This window comes from Polaromonas sp., assembly GCF_012927455.1.
Taxonomy (GTDB): Bacteria; Pseudomonadota; Gammaproteobacteria; order Burkholderiales; family Burkholderiaceae_C; genus Polaromonas.
Genome location: NZ_JABBPE010000018.1, coordinates 147,234 through 168,887, shown reverse-complemented (window position 1 = coordinate 168,887; position 21,654 = coordinate 147,234). Strand labels below are relative to the sequence as shown.

16 protein-coding genes, 1 tRNA gene and 5 pseudogenes are annotated in these 21,654 nt (G+C 59.8%); 14 read left to right on the top strand and 8 right to left on the bottom strand.

Annotated elements, in window-relative coordinates; translation table 11 throughout:
* Positions 1-188 precede the first annotated feature (188 nt).
* Positions 189-857: pseudogene (locus tag HHJ18_RS19190) on the bottom strand (IS6 family transposase).
* 60 nt (positions 858-917) lie between these two features.
* Here HHJ18_RS19190 and HHJ18_RS19185 point away from each other — a divergent pair.
* Positions 918-1,159 (top strand): annotated as a pseudogene (locus tag HHJ18_RS19185) (hypothetical protein); the annotation flags it as partial.
* Positions 1,160-1,379: 220 nt separating this feature from the next.
* On the opposite strand, the pseudogene HHJ18_RS19180 reads toward HHJ18_RS19185, so the two are convergent.
* Positions 1,380-2,243, bottom strand: a pseudogene (locus tag HHJ18_RS19180) (IS3 family transposase); the annotation flags it as partial.
* A 294-nt stretch (positions 2,244-2,537) separates the two neighbouring features.
* Between HHJ18_RS19180 and HHJ18_RS19175 the strand changes: the two are divergent.
* The 3 genes from HHJ18_RS19175 to HHJ18_RS19165 are packed head-to-tail and all read left to right on the top strand — an operon-like array spanning position 2,538 to position 5,745.
* The gene (locus tag HHJ18_RS19175) at positions 2,538-3,434 is read left to right on the top strand and encodes a tripartite tricarboxylate transporter substrate binding protein (RefSeq protein WP_296917840.1); all 897 of its coding nucleotides are present in this window, start codon (positions 2,538-2,540) and stop codon (positions 3,432-3,434) included.
* A gap of 33 nt (positions 3,435-3,467) precedes the next feature.
* Positions 3,468-4,238: an SDR family NAD(P)-dependent oxidoreductase gene (locus HHJ18_RS19170; protein WP_296917838.1), complete on the top strand. Its 771-nt coding sequence runs from the start codon at positions 3,468-3,470 to the stop codon at positions 4,236-4,238.
* Between the two features lie 4 nt (positions 4,239-4,242).
* On the top strand, positions 4,243-5,745 hold the full coding sequence (locus HHJ18_RS19165) for an aldehyde dehydrogenase family protein (protein WP_296917836.1): 1,503 nt from the start codon (positions 4,243-4,245) through the stop codon (positions 5,743-5,745).
* 29 nt (positions 5,746-5,774) lie between these two features.
* Here HHJ18_RS19165 and HHJ18_RS19160 read toward each other — a convergent pair whose 3' ends face one another.
* On the bottom strand, positions 5,775-6,932 hold the full coding sequence (locus HHJ18_RS19160; RefSeq protein WP_296917834.1) for an SNF2-related protein: 1,158 nt from the start codon (positions 6,930-6,932) through the stop codon (positions 5,775-5,777).
* Positions 6,933-7,173: 241 nt separating this feature from the next.
* A tRNA-Ser gene (locus HHJ18_RS19155) sits at positions 7,174-7,263 on the bottom strand.
* Positions 7,264-7,547: 284 nt separating this feature from the next.
* Between HHJ18_RS19155 and HHJ18_RS19150 the strand changes: the two genes are divergently transcribed.
* From HHJ18_RS19150 to HHJ18_RS19140, 3 genes and pseudogenes are all read left to right on the top strand, one after another.
* Positions 7,548-7,916 (top strand): IS66 family insertion sequence element accessory protein TnpB, encoded by a 369-nt coding sequence (locus HHJ18_RS19150; RefSeq protein ID WP_296917832.1) that lies wholly within the window; start codon positions 7,548-7,550, stop codon positions 7,914-7,916.
* Between the two features lie 72 nt (positions 7,917-7,988).
* Positions 7,989-8,252, top strand: coding sequence for an IS66 family insertion sequence element accessory protein TnpB (gene tnpB / locus HHJ18_RS21025; protein ID WP_366558863.1), 264 nt, complete (start codon positions 7,989-7,991; stop codon positions 8,250-8,252).
* A gap of 148 nt (positions 8,253-8,400) precedes the next feature.
* Positions 8,401-9,921: pseudogene (locus tag HHJ18_RS19140) on the top strand (IS66 family transposase).
* Positions 9,922-10,576: 655 nt separating this feature from the next.
* Here HHJ18_RS19140 and xseB read toward each other — a convergent pair.
* The 4 genes and pseudogenes from xseB to HHJ18_RS19120 all read right to left on the bottom strand — a co-directional run.
* Complete coding sequence (gene xseB, locus HHJ18_RS19135; RefSeq protein WP_296917828.1) at positions 10,577-10,852, bottom strand: exodeoxyribonuclease VII small subunit; 276 nt, start codon at positions 10,850-10,852, stop codon at positions 10,577-10,579.
* A 9-nt stretch (positions 10,853-10,861) separates the two neighbouring features.
* Complete coding sequence (locus tag HHJ18_RS19130; RefSeq protein ID WP_296917825.1) at positions 10,862-11,101, bottom strand: exodeoxyribonuclease VII large subunit; 240 nt, start codon at positions 11,099-11,101, stop codon at positions 10,862-10,864.
* 155 nt (positions 11,102-11,256) lie between these two features.
* Positions 11,257-11,974 (bottom strand): IS6 family transposase gene (locus HHJ18_RS19125; RefSeq protein WP_296917823.1). Its coding sequence is split into 2 segments (ribosomal slippage): positions 11,257-11,898 and positions 11,900-11,974, totalling 717 coding nucleotides; the frame shifts between segments, so codons are not numbered across the junction.
* Between the two features lie 489 nt (positions 11,975-12,463).
* Positions 12,464-12,613 (bottom strand): annotated as a pseudogene (locus HHJ18_RS19120) (transposase); the annotation flags it as partial.
* A 48-nt stretch (positions 12,614-12,661) separates the two neighbouring features.
* Here HHJ18_RS19120 and sulP point away from each other — a divergent pair.
* The 7 genes from sulP (at position 12,662) to cysW (ending at position 21,646) form a co-directional block, all read left to right on the top strand.
* Positions 12,662-14,452: a SulP family inorganic anion transporter gene (gene sulP, locus HHJ18_RS19115; RefSeq protein WP_296917822.1), complete on the top strand. Its 1,791-nt coding sequence runs from the start codon at positions 12,662-12,664 to the stop codon at positions 14,450-14,452.
* Positions 14,453-14,783: 331 nt separating this feature from the next.
* Positions 14,784-15,794: a sulfate ABC transporter substrate-binding protein gene (locus HHJ18_RS19110; protein WP_296917820.1), complete on the top strand. Its 1,011-nt coding sequence runs from the start codon at positions 14,784-14,786 to the stop codon at positions 15,792-15,794.
* Between the two features lie 507 nt (positions 15,795-16,301).
* Positions 16,302-17,606: an aminotransferase class I/II-fold pyridoxal phosphate-dependent enzyme gene (locus HHJ18_RS19105; protein ID WP_296917818.1), complete on the top strand. Its 1,305-nt coding sequence runs from the start codon at positions 16,302-16,304 to the stop codon at positions 17,604-17,606.
* 542 nt (positions 17,607-18,148) lie between these two features.
* Positions 18,149-18,739: an alpha/beta hydrolase gene (locus HHJ18_RS19100; protein WP_296917817.1), complete on the top strand. Its 591-nt coding sequence runs from the start codon at positions 18,149-18,151 to the stop codon at positions 18,737-18,739.
* Positions 18,736-19,737, top strand: a complete 1,002-nt coding sequence (locus tag HHJ18_RS19095; RefSeq protein WP_296917815.1) for a sulfate ABC transporter substrate-binding protein — start codon at positions 18,736-18,738, stop codon at positions 19,735-19,737. Before HHJ18_RS19100 ends, HHJ18_RS19095 begins: the two co-directional genes overlap by 4 nt.
* A gap of 14 nt (positions 19,738-19,751) precedes the next feature.
* Positions 19,752-20,636, top strand: coding sequence for a sulfate ABC transporter permease subunit CysT (gene cysT / locus HHJ18_RS19090; protein WP_296917813.1), 885 nt, complete (start codon positions 19,752-19,754; stop codon positions 20,634-20,636).
* Positions 20,633-21,646 (top strand): sulfate ABC transporter permease subunit CysW, encoded by a 1,014-nt coding sequence (gene cysW / locus HHJ18_RS19085; RefSeq protein WP_296917811.1) that lies wholly within the window; start codon positions 20,633-20,635, stop codon positions 21,644-21,646. Before cysT ends, cysW begins: the two co-directional genes overlap by 4 nt.
* Positions 21,647-21,654: the final 8 nt, after the last annotated feature.

Here is a 21,654-nt window from a genome sequence, read left to right as displayed (position 1 = left end):
CCTACCTTCGATTTGTGTTCGAAGGACCAACGGTAGCCCCGCCTCCCGGACCCGCCCGGTGTAGGCCTCTAACCGGCCAACATAGTTGTCGTCAACCGGCCAGGGTAATTGTCGTCAACCAGCCACCGCGGGTTCTGTCGCGTTATCCACTGATGAACGTGATTTTGACGGGGACGAGTGCCAGTCCCTCAAACAAGACGGATTTTCCCTGCCAACGCATAAAACTGGTCGGCAAACGACAACTCGCTGCAGCCTTGCAGCAGGAGCTGACCTTTACGGATCATGTGCATGAGTTCGATGCCGGCCAGGATATTTCTGGCTGCCCGAAATGACTTGAAGTTGAGCATCGGCTTCGTGATGGGTTTGATGGTTCGGTGATCCTGCTCAACGATGTTGTTCAGATATTTGACTTGCCGCACGATGATGCGCGTTTCGCCTCTGCCATTGATTTCACCCACGGCCGCCTTGTTAGCACCGCTCTTGTCCATCGTGACCTTTTCGAGAACACCGCGGGCCTTCATGGCTTTCCTGTCGCGCCCGGCCGTCAGCAATAAGTCAACCGTCTTGCCTTCCTTATCCACGGCTCGGTACAGGTATTTTCAGGCGCCCTTGACCTTGATGTAAGTCTCGTCTGTGCGCCAGCTGCCGCCCACCGGGCGCTTGTGCTTGCGAAAGACCTTTTCAAGCAAAGGCAGAAACCGGATCGCCCAGCGGTTGATCGAGGAATGGTCGACAAACACGCCGCGCTCCTCCATCATCTCCTCGAGATGGCGGTCGCTCAACGGATAGACCGCGTACCAACGGATGCACACCAAAATGATGTCGATTGGAAAGCGCATTCTTTTGGCAGTCAGCATCGTGTTTCAAGCCTTTTCAGTCAAACACTCAGCATAGTCGAGCGAACTGCTTGACCGCCAATGCGACAGAACTTCCGACAATCCGGGCCATGCTTAATTTCCGCAAGTTCAGTCAACAGCGCCTTGCGTAAGGTCTTCAAACGGTTTCACTACCCCCTCGAAGTGATGCTGACGTGCGTGCGCTGGTATGTGGCCTATCCGTTGAGCCTGCGCCATGTTGAGGAAATGATCGCCAAGAGCGCGGTGTGTTCGTTGATCACTCCACCGTGCATCGCTGGGCTGTTCATATGTTGCCGGTGTTGGCTGCCGTTTTGCAGCGGCGCAAACAGTGGCGCCACCAAAACCATGCAGAAGGACAGCACACTCAGGGTGCAGAACAAGGCTCCTGTAAGGTCACTTGCAGCAGGCCCGGCATTGCCGAGATGAGCACTGCAGTAGGCCGACAGGTCAACGCAAAGGCATGATGCCAATCCCAGCACGGGTCAGGCCAAATGCAGCGCTCAAGGAGATCTTAAATTGAGTGTCCCAGCAGTTGGCACGCCGGCTCAACGAACTGGTGATGCCGTTCTGCTTGAGCACGTCCTTGAAGGCGTGACTGGCGTACTGGCTGCCCCGGTCGCTGTGAGACAGCACCCCGGCGTGCTTGCCTGGGTGGCGACTGAACAGGTCAATCTCCACGGCCAGGTAGAGCCAACCTTCGTCTGTCGCGATGTAGGTCATGTCCCCCACCCAGACCCTGTCGGGCTCGGCCACGCTGAACTCGCGGTTGAGCAATTTAGCCGAGATTGGCAGCTCGTGCCGGCTGTCGGTCGTCACTTTGAAATGCCGCTTGCCCGGGGCTTTGACGCCGTGCAACTGCATGAGCTTTTGCACCCGCTCCTTGCCCACTGGGATACCGCGCGCCACCAGTTCGCGCATTCGGCGTACAGGGCCTTGATGTGCACCAGCAGCGCCTCGTCGCTAAGGTGGCTCCGTTTTGCATCGCTGACACGGCGCACCAAGTGCGCGTGGTACCCGGCCGCACTGACCCGAAGCACCCGGCATTGCACCGAGACAGGCTAGGCATGCCGGTGGCGCTGAATGAAGGTGTATTTCAAATCGATCCTCTTGCGAAGTACGCCGTCGCTTTTCCCAGAATATCGCGCTCCATCTTCACCCGCGCCAGTTCGGCCCTGAGCCGGCTGATTTCCATCTGATCGACGTCCACGGGCTTGCTGTCAATGCCCTTGAGTTTGCCCTGGCGCTGGGCCTTGACCCAGTTAAACAGCGTCTGATCGACCACGCCCAACGTCCGGGCCACCGCTGCGATGCTTTGGCCACCTTCAGGAGCCTGACCGCCTCTTGCTTGAATTCGAGCGTGTAGCACGCCCTTGATGTTTTCGTCATTTCCGTTCACCTCGTCTGAATTGAAACACTAGCAAGGAATACGTTTTTCAGGGCCAAGGTCAGTTGCGACTCTTCGAAAATCCGAATACGCAAGGTTTAATCCCATACCAGTTTCGTATGATTTCGATAAGAAACAATATTAGACGAATCAAATAGAGCTGCATAAGATGCTTTTTCCAGCTGATCGGACCACCGAATGAACTATTACAACAGAGACAACACATGACCTCGACACGTAGGGCGCTGCTAAAGTGCATCCCTTTATCTCTCGTCCTCGGTGTCTCCGGCCAGGCAATGGCCCAAGACTACCCCCTTAAACCGATTCGAATCATCGTCCCTTTTAGCGCCGGCGGCGGCACGGACGTGGTGGCGCGCGTCTTGGCCGCGCGCGCCGGCGCCAAATGGAAGCAACCGGTCGTCGTGGAGAACAAGCCCGGCGCCAACACCATGATCGCAGCTGATTACGTGGCGCGCTCGCCCAAGGACGGCTACACGCTACTGTTCACGATCAACTCGCATGTGCTGTCCACGCTGATATACCAGAAGCCGAGTTACCAGATCAAGGACTTCACCCCCATCTCCAACGTGGTGGACAACTACCTCGTGTTGTTCACCAACAAGGCATCCTTAGGCAACGGGACCGGGCAGGAGGTGATCGCCAGGATGCGTACCCGTCAAGTTTCGTACGGCTCATTCGGCGTAGGCTCATTCGCGCACCTGTACGGCGAGCAGATGAGCAAGACCGGTAACTTCAATATGCTGCACGTTCCTTACAAGGGAGAGAGCGATGCCGTGAACGGCTTGCTCAGCTCGCAGATCGACGCGACCTTCCTAGGGCCCCAAGCCTCCACACGGATGCAAAAGGATAAAGCCAAGATTCTGGCGGTGGCCTCGCCGCGCCGGCTGGAGACCCTGCCGGACGTTCCGACCCTGGCCGAGGTGGGCCTTCCCGGGCTTGACCGCGGCACCTTCCTCGGCCTGCTGGCGCCCGCCGGCACACCTAGAGACGCCGTCCAAGCCTGGGAAATGGTCATCAAGGAGATCGTGAGCGAGCCCGATTTCCGCCAGCGCATGAAGGCGCTCTACATGGTGCCCGTGGGCAGCAGCTCCGAGGAATTCGCCAAGACGCTCGACGACGACCTGAAGTTCTGGGCGCCCCTGATCAAAACCCTGAACCTCACCCTGAACTGAAACACCCATGCACTATTACTGGAGCCCACACCCATGAGACTTAAAGACAAGCTGGCCATCATCACGGGCGCCGCCTCGGGCATGGGGCGCTCCGGCCTGGAACTATTCGCCCACGAGGGCGCCACCGTGGTTGCGGTGGATATTGATGCTGCCCGCCTCGACGCCGTAGTGGCCGACACGCGCTCGCGGTATCCTCGCGTGTATGCCCTCGCAGCCGACCTGACCCAGCGCGACCAGATGCGCTCCATCATCCACAAGGCGGCCGCCCTGATGGGCGGGCTGGACATCCTCTGGAACAACGCCGGCATGGCCGGTCCGGCCGAGGTCGAAGGGCTGGATGATGCGGCCTATGACCGCTCCATCGAGCTCAACGTAACGTCTGGCATCCTGGGGTCGGCCGAGGCCGTGCCTTACATGCGAAAGCGCGGCGGCGGCTCCATCGTCTTCACCTCTTCGGTGTCCGGCGTGGTCGGATCGCAACTAAGCCCGACCTACTCGGCGGCAAAGTTCGCCGTCGTCGGGTTTGCAAAGTCGCTGGCGCTCCGGCTCGCTGAGGAGAACATCCGTGTCAACGCGATCTGCCCCGGCATGACGGAAACGGGAATGCTGAGCACCTTCATGGACCGCAACCACGACGCTGAGACCGTGGCACGCAACACCAAGGCCTTCATCGCCAGCACGCCGCTGGGCCGCATCGCGCGCCCAGAGGAAATCGCACATGCCGCCCTCTGGCTTGCATCCGACGATGCATCCTTCATCACCGGCGTCGCCTTGTCGGTCGACGGCGGCCTCTCTGCTAAGTAAGCATATGATTAATGCTGATGTCACCGCACAGGCCGAAGGCCTGCTGCGCAGCCTGCACCGCTCTTGGATTGACGGCCGCGAGATGGAATCCGCTGGCGGCCAGATGGGGCACCGCAACCCTGCCGACGACAGCAGCCTTGGCGACACCGAGCTAGGCGACGCAGCTACCGTCGATGCTGCGGTAGCGTCCGCGCGCGCATGTTTCACAAAGGTCTGGGGCCGCTTCAGCGGCAAGGACCGGCGGCGCCTGCTGCTGGCCTTTGCCGACAGGATCGCGGCGTACGCGGAGCAGCTTACGCTGCTGGAGATGCTGGAGGTCGGGCGTCCGCGGGCCGACGCTGCAGCGCTCAACGCTACCGCTGCCGATCTGGTCCGCAACTACGCCAACACGATCGAGAAAATCCACGGCGACCTATTCCGGGCGGAAGACAGCCGGCTTGGCGTGGTGTGGCGGCGCCCGCGGGGTGTTGTCGGCGCCATCGTTCCGTGGAACGTGCCGGTCTTGAACGTATTGATGCGCGTGGCACCTGCGCTGGCCGCCGGCAACACCATCGTGGTGAAGCCTTCCGAGAACTCCCCGCGCTCGGCGCTACTGCTGGCGCGGCTGGCTAGTGAAGCCGGCATTCCGGAAGGTGCCTTCAACGTGGTCCTGGGAACCGGCCCGTTGGCCGGCCGCGCCCTCGCTGCGCATCCGGGCGTCAACATGATCACCTTCACTGGCTCCACCCGCACCGGCCAAGCCATCGCCCAAGCCGCGGCTCAGAGTACGCTGAAGCCCGTGCTGCTGGAATGCGGCGGCAAGTCTCCGCAGGTGATGCTGGACGACATGTTCGACGATCCGGCGGTCTGGCGTTTCATTTTCTTTTCGGCATTCTGGAACACGGGACAGTGGTGTGTCGCCAAGACGCGGCTGATCTTGCCGCGCGGTCGGGAGCAGCAGGCGGTAGACGGGCTGCGCGCGGCAGCGGCGGCGTGGACGGTCGGCAATCCGGCAGCAGCGGAGACCCGGCTCGGCCCCGTCGCCAGCCGCGCCCAGCTGGATCGCGTAAATGGCTACTTCGACTTGGCGCGTGGCCTCGGTGAGGTAGTAGACCTCGGTTGTCCCCGCAAGGCTTGTGACCCACGCGGCTACTTCGTCTCTCCCAGCGTGGTCACCGGGCTCGCCGCTGGCACCGCGATCTCGCGCGAGGAAGTCTTCGGCCCCTTGCTGACAATCGAAGCCTTTGACGACATTGACCACGCCATCGCGCTCGCGAACGACACGGAATTCGGACTGTCCGCCAGCATCTGGTCCGCGCGTTCCGACCTGAGCTACAAGCTGGCGCGCTCCATTGAGGCGGGTGGCGTCTCGGTCTATTCCTCGGTCACCGCAGCGGCGCAAGGAGGTCCCGAACTTGGTACCTCCCGCTATTTCGAACCGCGCAAGCAGTCGGGCTACGGGGTGGAGGGTGGCGCGCCCGGCTTCATGGCCTACACCTCGGCGCAGTCGGTGGCGTTCTTCAATTAAGCTGTAGTGGTCAAGCTATTTCGGACAGATCAAACTTGTCCACCACAGTGTCTATGAAGCCGGCAGCAGTCCAGCGGAATTTGACTGAGTGAGACGTGCCGGCGGTCGTAACGCGTTTCATTGCCTTGGCGCGGCGATTTCTTATTGCGGAAGTTGTGTGATTCGTCGATGACCACAAGGTCGTAATTGCCCCAATTGACGTGAGCCAGGTCGATGTCACCCGAAGCACCATCGTCACGCGACAGGTCGGTGCGGTTGAGCACGTCGTAATTCAGCCGGTCGGCGGCCAGCACATTGCGCTTGTCATTGCTTTTATAAATTGTCCAGTTGTCGCGCAGGCGCTTGGGCGCCAGCACTAGCACGCGGTCATTGCGCAGCTCGTGGTACTTGATGATGGCCAGCGCTTCAAACGTCTTGCCCAAGCCCACGCTGTCGGCAATGATGCAACCGCCAAATCGATCCAGCTTGTCGAGGGCACCCACCACACCGTCACGCTGAAATCTGTAGAGCTTTTTCCAGACAACAGTATTGCGGATGCCGGTGGCGGACTTGACGATGCGGTCTTCGTCCATGCCGTCGCCACTATTGGCAAACAGGCTGTACAGGATGAGCGCGTAGATGCCCGTTGGGTCGCGGTGCGCGGCCAATTCGTTCAGCTGAGCCACCAGCACAGCCTTGGCATCGGGTTGGGCTTGCAGGTTGCTCCACTGCTGGTCGAACCACTGGCTGAGCATCTGCGTTTCGGCCGGATTTTCGGCAGCTTGAATCAGGCTTAAGGGATTGCCGGGGGTGATACCCAGGCCGTCCGTACTGCAACCGAAGGAACCGAGAACGGCTTGCAGTGGCTGATTGAGCGAGTCACGCATGACCATCGCGCCTTGGGGGATGGCGCCTTTTGCGCGGCGCACCTCGGCTTTGGTGTCAATCCAATGGGCGAACTGGCGTGCCAGCCAGGGAACTTGCAGGCGGTTGCGGGCTGCGCGGTCTGCAGGGGAGCCCAACAAGGCGAGGTCAGCGGCTTCTGGGGGCGTAAGGGTGTGTGCCAGATGGGAAGTATCACTCTGAATCTCGGCGTAGGCGAACAATGAGTAGACAGGAGAGACGATGTCCAACCGGTGACCAGGCATCAAGCCCGGACGAAGCAAATCGATGACACGCTCTTGCCCAGCATTGCTAACGAACTTCATGGATAACAGTACTCTAGTGATTCAACTTTTGGTTACATTGAACTATACATGGGAGATTGGGAGTTGATTTCCCCTCGTTGTCAGTCTGTGCAAAATCTATCCCTGAACGTCTAAGCCATGCCCGCGTTGATCCAACCCAAGTAGCAAGCTTTGGTAGTTCGCTTTGTTTGTTAGTCGATTTGATAGTCGAAGCGCGTAGACGAAAAAAAGCCCATGATTCGAATGGGTTTTTATAAATTCCTGGCGGAAGCGGTGAGATTCGAACTCACGGAGGACTCACATCCTCGGCAGTTTTCAAGACTGCTGCATTCAACCGCTCTGCCACGCTTCCGAGCCCGGAGTTTAACCGTTCGGCGGAAAAGCTTTGGCGTCTGCCGTAAAAAACAGGGATCATTCCATTGTTTGTATGCATTCGGCCTCAAATAAGGAAACCCGTTCTAAGGGGCGAGGTATTGGAAGAAGGCAAGCTGGCGATCTTCGTGTAGCTTGCTGTGTTCAGTACCTTGGCTCTTGACGTACTTCCCAATCATGCTTTGTAAGCGGCTAGCGAAGTCATCTTAAGACCTGTCGAAGAGTTGGCCAACATGGTGTCCACGATACAAACAGGTGGACACGATGGAAACCAAGAAAGTGATGCGCAGAAAACACGGCGCTGAGTTTCGAGCCGAGGTGCTTCAGGCCTGCCGCCAAAGTGGCGCATTCGTTGCCGCGATAGCGCTGAGCAGCGGGCTGAACGCCAACGTGGCGCACCGATGGTTGAGTCGAGATGGGCGAACGCGTGATGGCGGTGGCGGCAATCGTGGCGCGGTGACTCGCAACTCCGGCACGGAATTTTTGCCTTTGCAGTTGCCGCAGCCAGCTGTGGCGACTCCCTCGCCAGACATTCGCGTCGAGGTGCGCCGAGGCGCGTCGAGCGTTACGGTGAATTGGCCACTGCAAGCCAGTAGCGAGCGTGCCGCCCGGCTGCGCAATAGACTGCGGTGATTCGCATTGACGCGCTGTGGCTGGCGGCGGAACCGGTGGACATGCGAGCAGGCCGAGCGCTTACTGGCCCGGGTGGTTCAGGTGTTCGGCTGCGCCCAGGCGCATCACGGCTACCTGTTTACCAATGCGCGTGGCAGGCGCATCAAACTGCTGGTGCATGACGGCTTTGGTGTGTGGCGCGCAGCCCGGCGTTTGAATCAAGGCCGCTTTGCATGGACGCGCGAAGCGTCTGGTGCAACGCCCCCGATGACGCTGACACAGCCACAATTCGACGCCCTGATGCTGGGCCTGCCCTGGCCGCGGCTCGAGCAAATGCAGGCAATTACGCGCATGTGACGGCCGAGGTTTTTTTGCTGCCAAAGTGCAATCAGCACATGCCCCAATGGCGGTTTGAGAGGCTGCTTTGCACAATAGGCGCATGCTCAACGTGCACGAATTCAAAGCCCAGGATGTGCAGCGTCTGAGCTTCGGCGCACTGGCCGAAATGGCCGCACAGATGCTGGAGCACATCGCCCGGCAGAGCCAACAAATCGAATCCCAGACGCAGGCCACCAAATTTCGCGACGTCAAGATTGAGCGCATCACGCACGAGCTGGCACGCCTGAAGGCCTGGCGCTTTGCCGCCAGGGGCGAGCGCATGAACGCCGAGCAGAGGCAGTTGTTCGAAGAAACGCTGGCCGCCGACCAGGCCAGGCTGGAGGCGCAGCTCGAAGCCTTGCAGGGGCCAGGCAGCGCGCAGCGAGAGAGCGCTGCCGTTGAACCGCGGCGTCAGCCCAAACGCCAGGCGCTGCCCGAACACCTGCCGCGCGTTGAGCATCGTCACGAGCCCGAAAGCACCACGTGCGATTGCGGCCAGCCGATGGTGCGCGTGGGCGAGGACGTCAGCGAGAAGCTCGACATCGTGCCGGCCCAGTTCTTCGTGCATCGCCACGTACGCGGCAAATGGGCCTGCAAGTACTGCCAGGCGCTGGTGCAGGAACCCGTCGAGCCGCACATCATCGACAAAGGCATGCCCGCTGAGGGCTTGCTTGCCCACGTCCTGGCAAACCGATTCATCGACCACCTTCCCTACTACCGCCAGGAACAAATCAATGCGCGTTCGGGCGTGCACACGCCGCGCTCGACGCTGGCGGCCTGGTCGGGCCGGGCTGGCGCCGGTTTGATGCCGCTTTATGACGCACCGCACGTTTGTGCTTGGCGCTGCTGTCCTGCACGCCGATGAGACGCCGGTGAACATGCTTGACCCCGGTTCGGGCAAGACCAAACGCGCCTACGTCTGGGCCTATGCCCGCAGCGCTTTTGACGCGCTGCCGGGCGTGGTGTACGACTTTTGCATTGGCCGGGCAGCAAAGTACCCGATTGCCTTTCTCAAGGGCTGGTCGGGCGCGCTGGTGTGTGACGACTACAAAGTCGTACGACAGCGTCTTCAAGCTCGAAACGCGAATCGAAGCAGGATGCATGGCGCACGCCAGGCGCAAGTTCGACGAGTTAATCAAGGAAAACCAGAGCCCGGTAGCCACCCAGGCCGTGCAGCGCATCGCCTGGCTGTATCGCATCGAGCGCGAGGCCAAAGAACTGCCGGCCCAGGAGCGTCTTGCCATGAGGCAGGCCAAGGCCAGGCCACTTTGCGAGGAACTGCATATCTGGTTGCGGCTGGAGCGCCAGCGTGTGCCCGATGGCAGCGCTATCGCGAACGCTATCGACTACAGCCTGAACCGCTTGGGCGGCGTTGACCGCCTACTTGCTTGACGGGAACGTGCCCATCGACAACAACCACGTCGAAAACCTCGTGCGGCCCTGGGCCATGGGCCGCAAGGCTTGGCTGTTCGCAGGCAGTGAACTCGCCGGCCAGCGCGCCGCTTTTGTCATGAGTCTGGCGCAGTCCGCACAGATGCATGGTCATGAGCCGTGGGCGTGCCTGAAGGACGTGCTCATAGGGCTGCCCACCCACCTGAACAGCGGCATCGACGAGTTGCTGCCGCATCGCTGGCAGCCTGCAAGCTGAGGATGGAGGCAAGGCAACTTTGGCGACCATCCGGTTTGTTTTGACGGCATATAGGCGTTTCGCATTGACGTGGGGCGGGCCGCCCGGGTTGAGTGCGCCAAGCCCGGTAAGGACTTGCTGCTGCTGCTTGGTGGTGACAAGGACGATGCGAAAATAGATCGCGTCTGCGATCAGTGGCAACACGGAGAACAGGAAACACAGGTCTTTTCTGGCACCTCAAGAAGTTATTTTGGGTGTTGGCCGCTGACGATATCTGCTCAAAACTTGTAAGTTCTAATCTTTGCCGAAAAGCCCATGAATCCAGGCTCAAAAGACACTGAAACTGGTTTAAAGGCTGGCCGGAAGTGAGTGCACTAACCGCCACGTACGACCGCTGACTGACAAGACAAACTCAACATCCAGAAAGCTGCCGCTGGCGAGTAGCCGCAAACGCTGCACTGCCGTCATTCACGCTGAAATCGTCACCGTCGCCATTGAGCACTAAGCGGTCATCTGAATCAAGACATCTGTCCACTGACTTTGGTCATCAGCCGTTGAGCCGGATGCGTTTACATGAAAATAATTCCTAGAAATCACAGTCAAGTTCTCTACCTGTGCAGCTTCGAACCAACATGCCTGCCGCCTCGTGCCAGGGAACGGTCAAATGCGTCTTCGCCTAAAACGGAATATCGTCTGAGTTAACGGTTGAGGCTGTCGGTGGCGGCGTCTTTGCCCCATGCGCGATTTCCTTGGGCGCAGCACCCGTGTCACTCAACGCTTTCTCCAAAGCTTTCTCGACCGCGTCAATCCGCTCTTGACAGGTTTTGTACGCTGCAACAGATTCCGTGACGATGGTCAGCAGGTCATCAATATTGGGTTCCTGCTGGTCTCGCCGCGTTTGCGCATGTTGCTGCAGTACGCCATAGGCTTCTTTGAAAGTTTTCGTCGCCATTTGAATCCCTTAACTATGTTTTCCAGACGTGGCAGAGACCCGACCATCCTGGAACTGAATCTCGATTTCAGCGTTGTCAAATACATGCGCCGCACGGGTGAGGGGCTCGCCGCTTGGTGTCCGCACAATGGCAAATCCTCGACTCAGCGTCTTCTCCGGTCCCTGACCCGCGATTTCCCGCATCAACGCTTCTGCGCGGGTCGCACCTTTTTGAATCAGCATTCGGGCCGAAGTGCTGACTCCGACCAATGCGTCTTCGGCTGCCTGCTTTGCGCGCTATGCGTCCCGCGGGGCTCTCTCCAGAACAGTTCCCACCAAAGCGTCACCGTCTCTCGATGCCGTCCGAAGGGTTTTGTTGCGATAGTGGAGCCGAGGCGAAAAGAGTTGCGCGGTCGGCCTGTTGATCAAGCCGTCAGGCTGTAGAACTGCTGTGCCGCGGACATGGTTTGGCCCTCGAGGCAGCCCAACTGCCCCTTGCGGATCATGTGCATGATTTCGATTCCGGCGATGATGATCCTGGCGCTCCAGAATGACTTGAAGCCCAGCATCGGCCGGGTGATCCGCTTGATGGCCCGGTGGTCCTGTTCGACGATGTTGTTGAGGTACTTGTTTTGGCGCATCAGGATGTCGACGCAGGCGTCGGCTTTGACACTTTCAATGGCGGCCGTGTTGGCGCCGCTCTTGTCCATGGTGATCTTCTCTGGCACATCGTGCAGGTTGATGGCGCGCCACAGGAACCGCCGGGCCGCAGCCAGATCCCTCTTGGCAGTGAGTAGAAAATCCACGGTGTCGCCGTCGCGATCGACGGCGCGGTAAAGATATTTCCACTGGCCTGAAACCTTGATGTAGGTTTCGTCCATGCGCCAGCTTCTACCCACGGGGCGTTTACGTCGGCGGAACACGGCAGCCAGAACCGGTAGCACCTTGATCGCCCAGCGGTGAACCGTGACGTGATCCACGAAAACACCGCGCTCCTGCATCATCTCCTCGATATGGCGAAGGCTCAGCGGGTAGGCCACATACCAGCGCACGCAGGTCAGCATCACCTAAGAGGGGGTAGTGCAACCGTTTGAGCACCTTGCGCAGGGTGCTGTTGATCAGACTTTGGCGAAAATCAAGCATGGGCAAGATTGTCGTTTATGCTTACTGCAATAGAGCCCGTAAAGCTGCTCTCTGGTGACTTGCCCATTGGCGGCAGGCGAAGGCATTGCAGGGCTTGGGATGGGATCAGTCATCACGGATTCCTATCCGAGGCATCTCAAAACACCGCGTTGGATGTCCGCTTCGGGCACGTAAGCGTCGACCACGAAAGGCTGGTTTCCGTCAGCCCAAATCTTCGGTTTTGGCAAGCTAAGTCTCTGTCAGACTCAATCCCGGGGTTCAATGCTGTAAAGTCGTTTACGACTTTAATTCGGTGCGTTGTCAATTTGCCACGCGGCAAACCCGTATGAATGCTTGGGTGCTATTTACGACTTTAATTGCCCAGAATATTTTTATTCCGACCAATTATTCCGCGCGATTAAAATCGTGGTTCTTCGTTGAATTCACTGTGAATTTTTATTTGGCTATCGCCAAGTCCAGATTCCCACAACGAGACAGAATCCTTGCACGTTAGTCGGCGAAGTTGCGAAGCCCACAGGCGTTGGCCTTGATGAGTTGAATTGCACTGTTGAAGCCTGCTGCGCACGCACTGCTAATTCTGTGCTGGCTGAAGTTCTGCAGTCCTTTCTCGTAACGCCACACATGGTGCAAAAGTAGTTCGGCGCCTACACTCGCGCTCTCACCTTCAAAGTCCGGCAGATTTCATTCATGAGTGATTTGACGCCTCCCTCGGCACCCGTGGAGCCAGTTCGCGCGGTGCGCGCAGGCCGCGCCGGGCAAGCGACCGGCTGGATGCGCTGGATGCCAGGTTTGCTGGCGCTGCGCAGCTATCAGATGGCGTGGCTGCGCCATGATCTCTTGGCCGGCCTGGTGTTGACCAGCGTGCTGGTGCCGGTCGGCATTGCGTATGCGGTTGCGTCTGGCCTGCCGGCCATTTCTGGTCTGTATGCGACCATCTTTGGGCTGCTGGCCTACGCGCTGTTCGGGCCAAGCCGGGTGCTGGTGCTAGGCCCCGATTCTTCGCTCGTCGCCCTCATCCTGGGCGTCGTGTTGCCGCTATCTGCAGGTGATCCGCAGCGCGCATTGGCTCTGGCGGGGATGATGGCGGTGGTCAGCGGGATCTTGTGCATCGTGGCTGGCTCGGCACGTCTGGGTCTCGTCACCGAACTGCTTTCCAAGCCCATCCGCTACGGCTACATGAACGGCATCGCACTGACCGTGCTGATCAGCCAATTGCCTGCGCTCTTCGGTTTCTCGGTCAAGGGCGACGGCCTGCTGCACAAAACCCTGGGGTTTGGTGAGGCGGTACTCGCTGGCGAGACCAACTGGACCGCGGTGCTGCTCGGCTCGGGCACGCTCGCGGTGATTTTTTGGCTCAAGCGCAGCAAACGCCTGCCCGGCGTCCTGATTGCCGTGGTGGGCGCGACCGTAGCGGTCGCCGTCCTGAACCTTGCCACGCGTGCGGGCGTATCGGTCCTTGGCTCACTTCCCCAGGGCCTGCCGGCCCTGGCTTTTCCCCTGATCACTTCTAACGACATCATCCCCGTGCTGCTCGGCGGACTGGCCGTGGCGCTGGTGTCTTTCGCTGACACCAGCGTGCTGTCGCGCGCGTATGCTGCGCGCGCAGGCTCCTTTGTTGATCCCAATCAAGAGATGGTGGGGCTGGGGGTGGCGAACCTGGCTGCTGGCATCTTTCAGGGCTTTCCGATCAGCGCGAGCGCTTCGCGCACACCGGTCGCCGAGACGGCAGGCGCCAAGACCCAGCTGGCGGGGATCGTGGGGGCACTGGCTGTGGCCGGGCTGTTGATGGTGGCGCCAGACCTGCTCAAAAACCTGCCCACTGCCGCGTTGGCCGCAGTCGTGATTGCCTCGGCCGTGGCATTGATCGAGATCAAGGACCTGCGCCGCATCTACCGCATCCAGCGCTGGGAGTTTTGGTTGTCCATCGGCTGCATGGCGGGCGTTGCAGTTTTCGGTGCCATTGAGGGCATCGGCCTGGCGATTGCGATTGCCATCATCGAGTTTCTTTGGGATGGCTGGCGCCCGCATTGCGCCGTCCTGGGCCGCGTTGATGGCGTCAAGGGCTACCACGACATCACCCGGTATCCGGACGCGCGCATCATCCCAGGGCTCGTGTTGTTCCGCTGGGACGCGCCCCTGTTCTTCGCCAACGCCGAGCTGTTTCGGGATCACGTTCTCGACGCTGTATCAGCATCTTCGACGCCCGTGCGCTGGCTCGTCGTTAGCGCGGAGCCGGTCACCAGTGTTGACGTTACCGCCGCCGACATCCTGGAAGAACTCGACGACACCTTGCATGCCGCCGGTATCGACCTGTGCTTTGCTGAATTGAAGGATCCTGTCAAAGACAAGCTCAAGCGTTTCGGCCTTTTCTCCAGGCTCGGTGAGCAGCGGTTTTTCCCGACCTTAGGGCAGGCCGTAAGCAGCTATCTCAAAACCAATCAAGTACCGTGGGTGGACTGGGAGGACCGAAGCCGGTGAAGCGCAAATTTCTCCGTATTCCGGGATTGCGTTGACCCATGCGTTAGCCTGACGATGCGTTGTCAGTAATTGGGTTTCAGGGTTATGAGCTGGGCCTGACCAACGTCGGCACTTGGGTTAAAAAGCCGTCTGAGCCAACTGTCACAAACCGTTTGCTGCATGTGGTGTTCCACTGGCGCACCCGACACACCGCATCGCGAGCGCACTTGCTTCAAATCTTCTTGGATGATTTGGTTATTTAGAACTGAGATATCAATATTTCCAGTTTTAACGTCTTGCTTCCAGAATCCAGTCCATCCCAGATTTCTGGACTTAACAAGGAAGCACACCCATGCAGCAACGCCGCCACTTTATTCAATTGTCACTGGCCGCCGCCCTTACAGGCACTGGCCTGCTGGCCTATGCGCAGCCAGCCGTGACGCTGCTGAACGTTTCCTACGACCCGACGCGCGAGCTCTACGCCGAATACAACCTCGCCTTTGCCAAACACTGGAAGGCCAAGACAGGTCAGGACGTGAGCTTCAAGCAATCGCACGGTGGCTCGGGCAAGCAGGCACGCTCCATCATCGATGGCCTGGATGCCGATGTGGCCACGCTGGCGCTGGCGGGCGACACCGATGCGCTGGTCAAAAATGGTGGCTGGCTCGCGGCTGACTGGCAAAAACGGCTGCCGCACAATTCGTCGCCCTACACCTCCACCATCGTGCTGGTGGTGCGCAAGGGCAACCCCAAAGGCATCAAGGATTGGGACGACTTGGTCAAGCCCGGTGTCAGCGTCATCACACCCAACCCCAAGACTTCCGGCGGCGCGCGCTGGAACTACCTGGCCGCCTGGGAATTTGCCAAGCGCAAATTCGGTGGCGATGCCAAGGCCAGGGAATTTGTCGCCAGGCTTTACGCCAACGTGCCGGTTTTGGACAGTGGGGCAAGGGGCTCGTCAGTCACCTTTGCGCAACGCAACCAGGGCGACGTGTTCATTTCGTGGGAGAACGAGGCTTATTTGCTGAAGAAGGAGTTTGGCGACAAGTTCGAGGTCGTGGCGCCTTCGATCAGCATCCTGGCAGAACCGGCCGTGACTGTGGTCGACAAGAATGTCGACAAAAAGGGCACGCGCGCCGTCGCCGAGGAATACCTCAAGCACCTTTACAGCGAGGATGCGCAGGACATCATTGGGCGCAACTTCTACCGCCCAACTTCGGCACAGGCTCTGGCCAAATACGCCGGGCAATTCCCCAAGCTTGTACTGTTCAAGATCGACGATGCCTTCGGTGGCTGGGCCAAGGCTGACAAGGCGCATTTTGCCGACGGCGGCAGTTTTGACCAGATTTACACCAGGAAGTAAATCCTGCTGGGTTTTTAACAGCGATCTTGTGACGCTTCGCCCGCAGCTCGGCTGAGGGGCTGCAACCCACAAATTACCCTTTTGGTGATGGATGAAGCGACGGCGCAAGCGGCAAGGTACCGGCAGCGCTCCCGACAATGTTAAGGTGCTATTGTTTTGATAGCTACTTACGCCCGTCCCATATGGGCTATAAACCGATTTAACACCAGTAAAACGGCGTCAGGACGGCTTGCCGGCCAAGCATCAAGTCCCGGGCCCTCCGGTTCACCCTATCACCCATTCGATCCCTTCAACTTTTCAAACACGAAAACGCCAAGAGCCCGTATACCAACCTGATCGTCGTGCGCCAAACAAGACAAAAACAAACCCTGGGAGGCCAAGCTGCTCAAGGCCGACCAATCCGAAGTAATCCGCGAGTTTGTGCTGGCAGAATTCAAGGGCGCTTTGGTCATCGGCTTCTGAAGCGGGTGCACCCGGTGCTATCACTTTTATCGAAAGAGTCATCCTATGTCTGAATCCCTGAAGTTTGAAACCCTGGCAGTCCATGCCGGCTATTCGCCCGACCCCACCACCAAGGCGGTGGCGGTGCCGATCTACCAGACCGCCGCCTATGCCTTTGACAGCGCGCAACACGGCGCCGACCTGTTCGACCTGAAGGTGCCGGGCAACATTTACACGCGCATCATGAATCCGACCCAGGACGTGCTGGAAAAGCGCGTGGCTGCGCTCGAAGGCGGCATCGCCGCGCTGGCCGTGGCTTCGGGCCAGACGGCCGTGACCTACGCCATCCAGACCATCACCGAAGCCGGCGACAACATCGTGGCAAGCACCGCGCTGTATGGCGGCACCTACAACTTGTTCGCCCACACCCTGCCGCAGTTCGGCATCACGACGCGTTTCGCCGAGCCGCGCGACCCGGCCAGTTTTGAGGCACTGATAGACGACAGGACCAAAGCGGTGTTCATCGAGTCGCTGAGCAACCCGCAAGGCAATGTCACTGACATTGCACGCATCGCCGAAATCGCGCATCGCCACGGCGTGCCGCTGATTGTCGACAACACGGTGGCCACGCCTTACCTGCTGCGTCCCTTCGAGCATGGCGCCGACATCGTGGTGCATTCGCTCACCAAGTACCTGGGCGGCCACGGCACGTCTCTGGGGGGCGCGATTGTCGATTCAGGCAAGTTTCCGTGGGCTGAACACAAGGCCAGATTTAAACGCCTGAGCCAGCCCGACCCCAGCTACCACGGCGTGGTCTACACCGAGGCGTTCGGGCCGGCGGCCTACATAGGCCGCGCTCGCGTGGTGCCCCTGCGCAACACCGGCGGCGCCATTTCGCCGTTCAACGCCTTCCTGATCCTGCAAGGCATTGAGACACTGGGACTGCGCATGGAGCGCATCAACGACAACACGCTCAAGGTTGCGCAATATTTGCAGCAGCATGCCAAGGTGAGCTGGGTCAACTACGCGGGCCTGGCCGATCATCCCGACCATGCACTGGCGCAAAAATACTTGGGTGGCAAGGCCTCGGGCCTGCTGACCTTCGGTGTCAAGGCGCCGAAATCCCAGGGTCGCGCGGCCGGCGCCAGCTTCCTCGATGCACTCAAGCTGTTCACGCGGCTGGTCAACATCGGCGACACCAAGTCGCTGGCCACCCATCCGGCCTCGACGACGCACCGCCAGCTGTCACCCGAAGAACTGGTCAAGGCCGGTGTGCCCGAAGACGCGGTGCGGCTGTCGATAGGCATCGAGCACATTGACGATCTGCTGGCAGACCTGAAACAGGCGCTGGCGGCGGTGTCAGCGTCCTGACCCCCTGACCCCCTGAGTCCCTGGCCGACAGGGCCGGCACCGGCCCTGTCTCAGGCATCACCAAGCGGCGACCAGCTGCTGGAAGTCATGATGCGCACCCTCGGCCAGCAAACTGCGGGAATTCCTGTGGACCGGAGTCGGGCCCGTGCAAGCCCGCAGCACCGAACGATGCATTTCTTATGAGCGTTCTTGAAGTGACGCAGAAAAGCGGCTGCAGGCCAAGCCAATCATGCGCAAAACGCTATAACTTTAATAGCAAACAACGCCCGGGGGAAGGCGATAGTGCGCGGGGCTTGGCTGTTGCAGGCTGGCCTGGCACTTCGACGGTCGCGGCGGGATCCCCGCAGCAGCTTCGTTGATATTCCATTACGGTAATAAAGAAATTATGAATAAGTTGTTTGAGTTTTAAAGGACGCCACTCACAATTCGCTCCACGCTGTAATTCACTGTGACTGGTGGCTTTCAGAACATCCGAGTCTTAGGCTTGTTTCGGGTCCTACTCTGTAAACAAGTCAAAAATATTCCAACCTTCCCGCACCTTCATGACCCGCATCATCATTGTTCCCGGCTGGCGCGATTCCGGTCCTGGCCACTGGCAAAGCCTGTGGGCCGAGCAGTTGCCCGGCGCGGTGCGGGTGCAGCAGGACGACTGGATCACGCCGTCGCGTAGCGCCTGGCTGACCTCCATAGGCCGGACCATTTTGGAGCAGCCCGGCCCGGTGGTGGTGGTGGCGCACAGCCTGGGCTGCATTGCCACCACGCACTTGGCGCCCGAGGTGGCAGCCCGTATCCAGGGGGCGCTGCTGGTGGCCCCGGCCGACCCCGAGCGCCGCGGCGTGCTGGCCGACTTTTCTCCGGCGCCGTCTCAGGCGCTGCCCTACCGCAGCATCATCGTGGCCAGCAGCAACGACCCGTTCTGCCCGGTCCGCGTTGCTGGCGCTTATGCCCGCGCCTGGGGCAGCGAGTTCGTGCGGCTGCAAAAAGCCGGGCATATCAATGTTGATTCCGGCTTCGGTGCCTGGCCGCTGGGGCTGGCGTTACTGCAATCTTTGACCGGTCCAAGCCCTGTCGCTTCTTTTATCGCTACTTCACCCCTTCCATTCGTTTCAACCTCTCTGACTGAACCTGCATGAAATTTAAACAAAAAGTGACTCTAGCCCTTGCCGGTATTGCGCTTACAGCTACTAATTTAGTAGCAGCGCAAACCACCTTGCTGAACGCTTCGTACGACGTGGCGCGCGAGTTCTACAAGGACTACAACAGCGCCTTTGTGGCGCACTACAAAAAGAGCGCCGGCAAGGATGTCAAGATCGACCAGGCGCATGCCGGCTCAAGCGCCCAGGCGCGCGCCGTCAACGACGGGCTGGAGGCCGACGTGGTGACGATGAACACCACCACTGACATCGAGTTTCTGGCCGGTACCGGCGTAGTGGCCAAAGACTGGGCCAAGCGCTTTCCCGGCAACGCCTCGCCCACCAGTTCCACCATGCTGTTCCTGGTGCGCAACGGCAACCCGAAAAATATCAAGAACTGGGACGACCTCATCAAGCCCGGCATTCAGGTGATTGTGGTGAACCCCAAGACGGGGGGCAACGGCCGCATGGCCTATCTGGCGGCCTGGGGCTATGTGCGCAAGACTGGCGGCACCGATGCGCAAGCGGCTGAATTCGTCGGCAAGCTCTACAAGAACGTGCCGATATTGGCAAAAGGTGGACGCGACGCCACCACCGTCTTTTTGCAGCGCAACATTGGCGATGTGCTGGTGACCTTCGAGTCTGAAGTTGTGTCGGTGGAGCGCGAGTTCGGCGCCGGCAAGGTAGACGCCGTTCATCCCTCAATCAGCATCGTCACCGAGAACCCGGTGGCTGTGGTGGAACGTACGGTAACCAAAAAGGGTACGGCCGAACTGGCCAAGGCTTATCTGGACTACCTGTATTCAGACGAGGCCCAGGAGATCGCCGCCAAACACGCGCTGCGTCCACGCTCGCCAGCCCTGCTGAAGAAGTACGCCGCCACCTTCAAGCCGATCCAGTTGTTCACCGTCTCGGAGTATTTTGGCTCGCTCAGTGAGGCCCAGAAGGTTCACTTCAACGACGGTGGCCAGTTCGACAAGCTGTACACGGTCAGGTAGGCAGCCGTTCCTCGATGAGCGCTCTTTTTGCGTCCTCTGCTTCGCTTTCGCCCCGCGCCCCCGCATTAAAGCGGGCGTCCCGGCGCGTGCTGCCCGGCTTTAATCTGACGCTGGGCTACACGGTGCTGTATCTCAGCCTGATCGTGTTGATCCCGATCTCGGCGCTGTTGTTCAAGACCTTCACCCTTACCTGGGAGCAGTTCTGGCTGGCCGTGACTTCGCCGCGCGTGCTGGCGTCTTACCGCCTGACCTTTGGTGCCTCGCTGATCGCCGCGCTGGTCAACCTGGTGTTTGGCCTGCTGCTGGCCTGGGTGCTGGTGCGCTACCGGTTTCCGGGCAAGAAACTGGTCGACGCCCTGGTGGACCTGCCGTTTGCGCTGCCGACCGCAGTGGCCGGAATTTCGCTGACGGCCTTGCTGGCCGGCAACGGCTGGATCGGCCAGTACCTGGAGCCGCTGGGCATCAAGCTGGCCTTCACGCCCGCGGGCATCGTGATTGCGCTGATCTTTATCGGGCTGCCGTTTGTCGTGCGCACCGTGCAACCAGTGCTGGAAGACGCCGAAAAAGAACTCGAGGAAGCGGCCATGTCGCTGGGCGCCACGCGCTTGCAGATATTTACCAGGGTGATTTTTCCGCACATTGCGCCGGCCCTGCTGACCGGCTTTGCCATGGCGTTTGCGCGCGCCATCGGCGAGTACGGCTCGGTGATTTTCATTGCTGGCAACATGCCCATGATCTCTGAAATCACGCCGCTCATCATCATCGGCAAACTGGAGCAGTACGACTATGCAGGCGCCACCGCGGTGGCCGTGGTGATGCTGGTGATGTCCTTTGTTCTGCTGCTGGTCATCAACGCCCTGCAGGCCTGGCAGCGCCGCAACACGGGAGCCGCAGCATGAAGAAGGCCCCCACGCTTGTCGCTTCGCCTACTGCGCTTCCCCCCGAGGGGGCTGTGCTTGCTCGGGGCGGCCCAGCGCTGCGCACGCTAGCCCCCACGCTTGTCGCTTCGCGCACCTCCAATCGATCGGGGACAAGCGAAGCGCCTTGGGTGCGCTACACCCTGATTACGATCGCGCTGCTTTTTGTGCTGCTGTTTCTGGTGCTGCCGTTGGCCGCTGTCTTCACCGAAGCCCTGCGCAAGGGTTTTGGCGCCTACCTCGCTGCCCTGCGAGAGCCCGATGCCTGGTCGGCGATCCAGCTCACGCTGCTGACCGCTGCGATTGCCGTGCCGTTGAATCTGGTGTTTGGCGTGTCCGCAGCCTGGGCCATCGCCAAGTACGAGTTTCGCGGCAAGTCGTTTCTGACCACGCTGGTGGACCTGCCCTTTTCGGTGTCGCCTGTGGTGGCCGGCTTGATGTATGTGCTGATCTTCGGCGCTCAGGGCTGGTTTGGGCCGTGGTTGCAAGCGCATGACATCAAGATCATCTTCGCCGTTCCCGGCATGGTGCTTGCGACTGTGTTTGTGACCTTTCCCTTCATCGCCCGGGAACTGATTCCGCTGATGCAAGCCCAGGGCAACGATGAAGAGCAGGCCGCCATTGTGCTGGGTGCTACCGGCTGGCAGACTTTTTGGTACGTCACGCTGCCCAACATCAAGTGGGGGCTGATTTACGGTGTCATCCTGTGCAATGCGCGCGCAATGGGTGAGTTTGGCGCGGTGTCGGTGGTCTCGGGCCACATTCGCGGGCAGACCAACACCTTGCCGCTGCATGTGGAAATTCTCTACAACGAATACCAGTCGGTGGCCGCGTTTGCCGTGGCTTCGCTGCTGGCCATTCTGGCGCTGATCACGCTCGCCATCAAATCCGTGGCCGAGTGGCGCCATGAAGCTGAAATGAAAGCCGCAGTCCAGTTGCCGCCCGAGCGCCCGCAGTCGACTGTCGGCGCGGCCTTGGCCGCAGTTCGCTAAAGGAAAAC